Origin of the sequence: uncultured Mucilaginibacter sp. (genome assembly GCF_903913935.1) — a bacterium.
Lineage (GTDB): Bacteria > Bacteroidota > Bacteroidia > Sphingobacteriales > Sphingobacteriaceae > Mucilaginibacter.
This window is the reverse complement of the sequence record NZ_CAIWNH010000470.1, coordinates 1-5,213: the sequence shown is the minus strand read 5'-3', so window position 1 is coordinate 5,213 and position 5,213 is coordinate 1. Positions and strand designations below refer to the sequence as shown.

At 41.6% G+C, this 5,213-nt stretch carries 5 protein-coding genes and 1 pseudogene; 5 read left to right on the top strand and 1 reads right to left on the bottom strand.

Annotation, left to right across the window (positions count from 1 at the left end; translation table 11 throughout):
- Positions 1-127: 127 nt before the first annotated feature.
- Complete coding sequence (locus QZY09_RS18870; protein ID WP_295674836.1) at positions 128-1,633, top strand: ATP-binding cassette domain-containing protein; 1,506 nt, start codon at positions 128-130, stop codon at positions 1,631-1,633.
- Here the strand turns inward: QZY09_RS18870 and QZY09_RS18865 are convergent.
- A complete protein-coding gene (locus QZY09_RS18865) occupies positions 1,619-2,281 on the bottom strand; it encodes a hypothetical protein (protein WP_295674835.1) in 663 nt (220 codons plus the stop codon). The genes QZY09_RS18870 and QZY09_RS18865 overlap by 15 nt on opposite strands.
- A 113-nt stretch (positions 2,282-2,394) precedes the next feature.
- On the opposite strand from QZY09_RS18865, the gene QZY09_RS18860 reads away from it, so the two are divergent.
- The 4 genes and pseudogenes from QZY09_RS18860 to QZY09_RS18845 all read left to right on the top strand — a co-directional run.
- Positions 2,395-3,519 (top strand): CofH family radical SAM protein, encoded by a 1,125-nt coding sequence (locus QZY09_RS18860; protein ID WP_295674834.1) that lies wholly within the window; start codon positions 2,395-2,397, stop codon positions 3,517-3,519.
- 150 nt (positions 3,520-3,669) lie between these two features.
- Positions 3,670-4,230: an SMC-Scp complex subunit ScpB gene (gene scpB, locus QZY09_RS18855; protein ID WP_295674832.1), complete on the top strand. Its 561-nt coding sequence runs from the start codon at positions 3,670-3,672 to the stop codon at positions 4,228-4,230.
- A gap of 159 nt (positions 4,231-4,389) precedes the next feature.
- Positions 4,390-4,584 carry a hypothetical protein gene (locus QZY09_RS18850; protein WP_295674831.1) on the top strand — a complete coding sequence of 65 codons (195 nt, stop codon included), beginning with the start codon at positions 4,390-4,392 and terminating at the stop codon, positions 4,582-4,584.
- Between the two features lie 88 nt (positions 4,585-4,672).
- Positions 4,673-5,213: pseudogene (locus QZY09_RS18845) on the top strand (GNAT family N-acetyltransferase); the annotation flags it as partial.

Sequence of the window (5,213 nt, the reverse complement as noted above, 5' to 3'; positions counted from 1 at the left end):
TCTAAGAAAAAATAATTTTTTCTTAGCGAAAAAAACAAAAAAAGCTTCGGGTATTTACTGGAGCTTTTTTGTTTTACCCTCCCGGCTTTCAGCATAAAAATTTAATTTTGCCTGCAAACCAGCACGCATGCCCCACTCTTTTCTTTCCATAAACAACATCACCGTTCGAAATTTAAAAAACACCCTGTTTACCGGTTTAAATTTCACGATAAAAAAAGGCGAGCATTGGGCGCTTATCGGCGAAAGCGGTTCGGGCAAAAGCGCTTTGTTGCATACCATAGCCGGCAGGTTCAATATTACGGGCGGTACGGTTATCCATTATTTTTTTGACGAATTTATAAAAGAACACGATCACCCGGAAACCCTGCTTACCTATCATCGGCTGGTGGCCCTGGTTGAACCCAAACATCATTTCAGGAACCTTTCCAATACCGCTGATTTTTATTACCAGCAACGCTACAACTCGTCCGATTCGGAGGATGCACTAACAGTTGAGCAATACCTGGCAACAGTAATCCCTGTACCTGGCAAACCTGTTTACTGGACATATGAAAAAACAACGGAGCTGCTAAAACTGGATGAACTGCTGCAAAAACAAATCATCAAACTATCAAACGGCGAAACCAAACGCTTGATGATCGCCGCCGCGCTGCTGAAAAACCCGGCGTTGTTATTGCTCGACAGCCCGCTAACCGGGCTTGACGTACAAACCCGGGCAGCTTTCAATGCGATTATCGATGAGATCATTGCATCTGGCATTACCTTAATTATGGCTACCTCCCCTTACGAGATCCCGGTAGCAATTACCCATGTGGCAGTGTTAAAAAATGGCGCCATCGTTCAAACACTGCCCAAAGAGCTGTTTAACGCCGACCTGTTTTTGCAGGATGATAAAGATGAAGTAGATAATAAGGAACTAAAAGCCTTATTAAATGAAGGCACAAACAAAATACCGTATCAATTCATCGTTAAGATGAATAAGGTACACATTCAATACGGCGAAAAGGTGATCCTTGATGGCATTAACTGGCAAATAACACCCGGCGAAAGATGGGCGCTGCTGGGTCCTAACGGTGCAGGGAAATCAACCTTATTGAGCTTGATCAATGGCGATAACCCACAGGCCTATGCCAATGATATTGTTTTGTTTGATAAAAAACGCGGTACCGGCGAAAGCATCTGGGACATTAAAAGCAAGATCGGCTTTGTATCGCCTGAATTACACCAATACTTCCCCACGGACAATAGCTGTTTGCAGGTAATTGAATCCGGCTATTACGATACCCTGGGCCTGTTCAGGCTTTCGCAAAAAACTAAAGCCGATACTGTACTGCGCTGGATGAAAGCTTTGGAAATTGATAAATATGCGCGGGTTTTATTAAAAAACATCCCGGCAAGCGCCCAACGCCTGTGCCTGCTGGCACGCGCCCTCATCAAAAACCCCGATCTGCTCATCTTCGACGAACCCTGCCAGGGCCTCGATGCGCACCAGCAGCACCATTTTAAAACCCTCGTAGATACCATTTGCAGCATAAGCAATGTAACCCTCATTTATGTAAGCCATTACCAGCAGGAAATACCGGAGAGTGTGACGAAGGTGTTGAGGTTGGAAAAGGGACTAATCGCCGGTTAGGTTGAAATTTTTCGGGTTTAAATATCTTGCTTTGCTGGAAAAGGTAAGCCAGGCCATTAAAAAAAGAACTAAAGCTGACGGCCAGAATGGCAATAATTCTTTTAGAAATGAATTTATTTCGAGTTTAAACTTGTCAGCGAATGATAGTTTTGGTTTATATATTACAATATCATTGTCAAGAAGGCCAACGTAACTCGGAGACTTATATTTAACAGGTTTTAGTTTATAAATAAAGACTTTATTGTCATATAGAATAAAATCCACTCCTTTAGACTGATTGCAAAAATCAATTACAGCAACCATTTCGTCATAACGGGCATTATTTGAAAACGCCACGCAAACACCAGTCGCAAAATCATTTGTTTTGAGAAGATTTGTTGTGCTGTATTTCATTTGATTCAAAGAGACATCATCCGTTCTGGTATCCCCTATTAATACAAGATCGGTATATTTTCTGAACGTAAAAACGTCAAATTTCTCTTTTCTAAACTTATTAAATTGATCCATGCCGTCTTTATTAAACCACGCTACAGGCAATAGTGTCAATTGTTGAAATTTACCAGTAAAGGCAAAATAACCGATACACATCAACGGTAAAAACAACAAGCTGATTAACCCGGGGAAATACAGTTTATGAAATATAGGCAAGCTCATGGTTTAATGGTTGATTAAAGTTAGCTTAAAATATTATAATGTCAACACAATAACACCTTTCACCTTTAACCTTTCGCCTTTAACCTCCTTCATTGTATATTTGTACCATGAATACTGCCGATCTGTTGCAACGCGCTTTGCGGTTTGAATTTTTAAGCCAGGAAGAAGGCGTTTACCTCTATCATAATGCCTCTACGGCCGATTTGATGTATACCGCTAACGAACTGCGCAAGGTCCAGGTGCCGCATGGCAAGGTTACCTGGCAGATTGACCGTAACGTAAACACCACCAACGTTTGTATCGCCAATTGCAAGTTCTGTAACTTTTTCCGCCGTCCCGGTCACGAGGAAGCTTACATTACCGATATTGAAACGTATAAACAAAAAATTGAAGAAACTTTCCGCCTTGGTGGCGACCAGCTTTTATTACAGGGCGGCCATCACCCGGACCTTGGCTTAAAGTTTTATGCAGATACTTTCAGGGCTTTAAAAGAACTATACCCTACCCTCAAATTGCATTCATTAGGCCCGCCGGAAATTGCGCACGTGGCCAAACTGGAAGGAATGAGCCATATTGATGTGTTGCGGGAACTGAAAGCCGCCGGACTTGATTCATTACCTGGCGCAGGTGCGGAAATATTGAACGACCGCGTACGAAGGTTGATCAGCAAAGGCAAATGCGGTGGCCAGGAATGGCTGGATGTGATGCGCGCCGCGCACAAACTCAACCTGCCATCATCCGCCACCATGATGTTTGGCCATATCGAAACTATTGAAGAACGGTTTGAACATTTGGTATGGATTCGCCAGGTACAATCCGAAAAACCGGAAGGCGCATACGGCTTTATAGCCTTTATTCCATGGCCGTTCCAGGATGACGGTACGCTGCTGCGTAAAGTGCGCGGCATCACCAACAATGTTACCGGCGATGAATATATCCGGATGATCGCGCTGAGCCGGATCATGCTGCCCAATATCAAAAACATCCAGGCCTCCTGGCTTACCGTTGGCAAACCGGTGGCACAACTGTGCCTCCATGCAGGCGCTAATGATTTCGGCTCCATAATGATAGAGGAAAATGTGGTATCAGCCGCAGGAGCGCCTCATAGGTTTACAGCCAAAGGGATCCAGCAATCTATCATAGAAGCCGGTTTTGAACCCCAGCTCCGCACCCAAAAATATGAATGGCGCCAAATGCCGGTTGAAATTGAGGAACAGGTGATTAATTATTAGGGAAGTCCGAAAGTCGTCAGAACCTGAATTTATCGAATTTACGAATTGCCAGAATTTTTCTGAATTGTTTAATTACGAGAATTCTATTAATTCTTTAATTCTATAAATTCGGGTTCACACAATTTTCTTTACTTTCGACCCTCAGAGTAAATGGAACACATCGAACAATACATAGAAGCTTTAATATTTGTTTCGGAACAAAGCATCCGGACGGAAGAGATCATCTATTGTCTGCAATCAGCCTTTGAACAGGATTTTACTGCTGATGAAATTAATCATTACATTGATACCGTCAGTAAAAGGTACCAGGACGAAAACTTCGCCATTGAACTCGTAAAACTAAGCAATGGCTACCAGTTTTTAACCAAGAAAAAATACCACCAGGTCATCAGCCTGCTGCAGGCCCAGCGCTCAAAAAAGAAGCTTACCCAGGCCGCGTTGGAAACCCTTGCTATCATTGCCTACAAACAACCGGTAACTAAAACAGACGTTGAACAAATACGCGGCGTAAACTGCGATTATTCAGTCCAAAAACTACTCGAAAAAGAGCTGATTTCTATTGTCGGCAAGTCCGATGCCCTTGGCAAACCTATCCTTTATGGTACCAGCCCGATTTTTATGGATTATTTCGGCATCAACGATATCAGCGAACTACCTCAAATAAAGGATTTTACAGACAACAGCCAATCAATTGGCGATCAGTCAGAATAATTAAAAAAGTTTTAATTTATTTTTTTAAAATCTTGTTTTTACTGAAAATGATTTTGATTATTTTTACTAATAAATAGATGAAGTAAATAAAAAAAGTTTGTTTGCATTTTAAACGCATTTATTTATAATTGGGAAAATTTTTATTAAATATTCATAGCAATGGGAACTCCAAAAAAACCTGTAAACAAGAAGGTCGATTCTAAAAACACGGGCGAGGATGAAGATGATGATGATAGCACACTTGATCAAAAACCGAAAAAGAAGATTGATGATGATGATGATGATTTCGACGGGCCTTTAGATGATCTGGGGTACGAGAATTTTGACGATTTCGACGACGACGACGATTATTAACTATTTAATTCATACATGCTAATGTAAAGCATTCAGATTATGCCTCTGGATGCTTTTTTTTATCTATCAAAAACACTCCGGCGAGCAGATGACCATAAGCGAAGTAAACAATAAATCAACCCAAAAGGCCTTTTTAGATTTAGCACGCATCATTTATAAAAATGACAAAGTTTGGGTTTGTCCGCTCGACAATGACATAGAAGCAGTGTTCGACCCTGAGAAAAACAATTTCCACAAAAACGGAAAATCCATCCGCTGGATCCTGTCAGATGAAAATGGAAAACTGATCGGACGTATTGGCGCATTCATCAATAATAAAAAAGCTTACAACTACGACCAGCCCACCGGAGGAATTGGTTTTTTTGAATGTATAAACAATGAAGCTGCTGCTTTCCTGTTGTTTGATACCGCAAAAAAATGGCTTACTCAAAATGGCATGAAAGCCATGGACGGCCCTATTAACTTTGGGGAAAACGATACATTTTGGGGCCTGCTGGTTGAGGGATTCACCCATCCCTCCTATGGCATGAATTATAATCCGCCTTATTACCGCACGTTTTTTGAAAATTATGGCTTTACAACGCTTTATACACAGATCACCAATCACCTGGAGGTGTATAAACCATTTC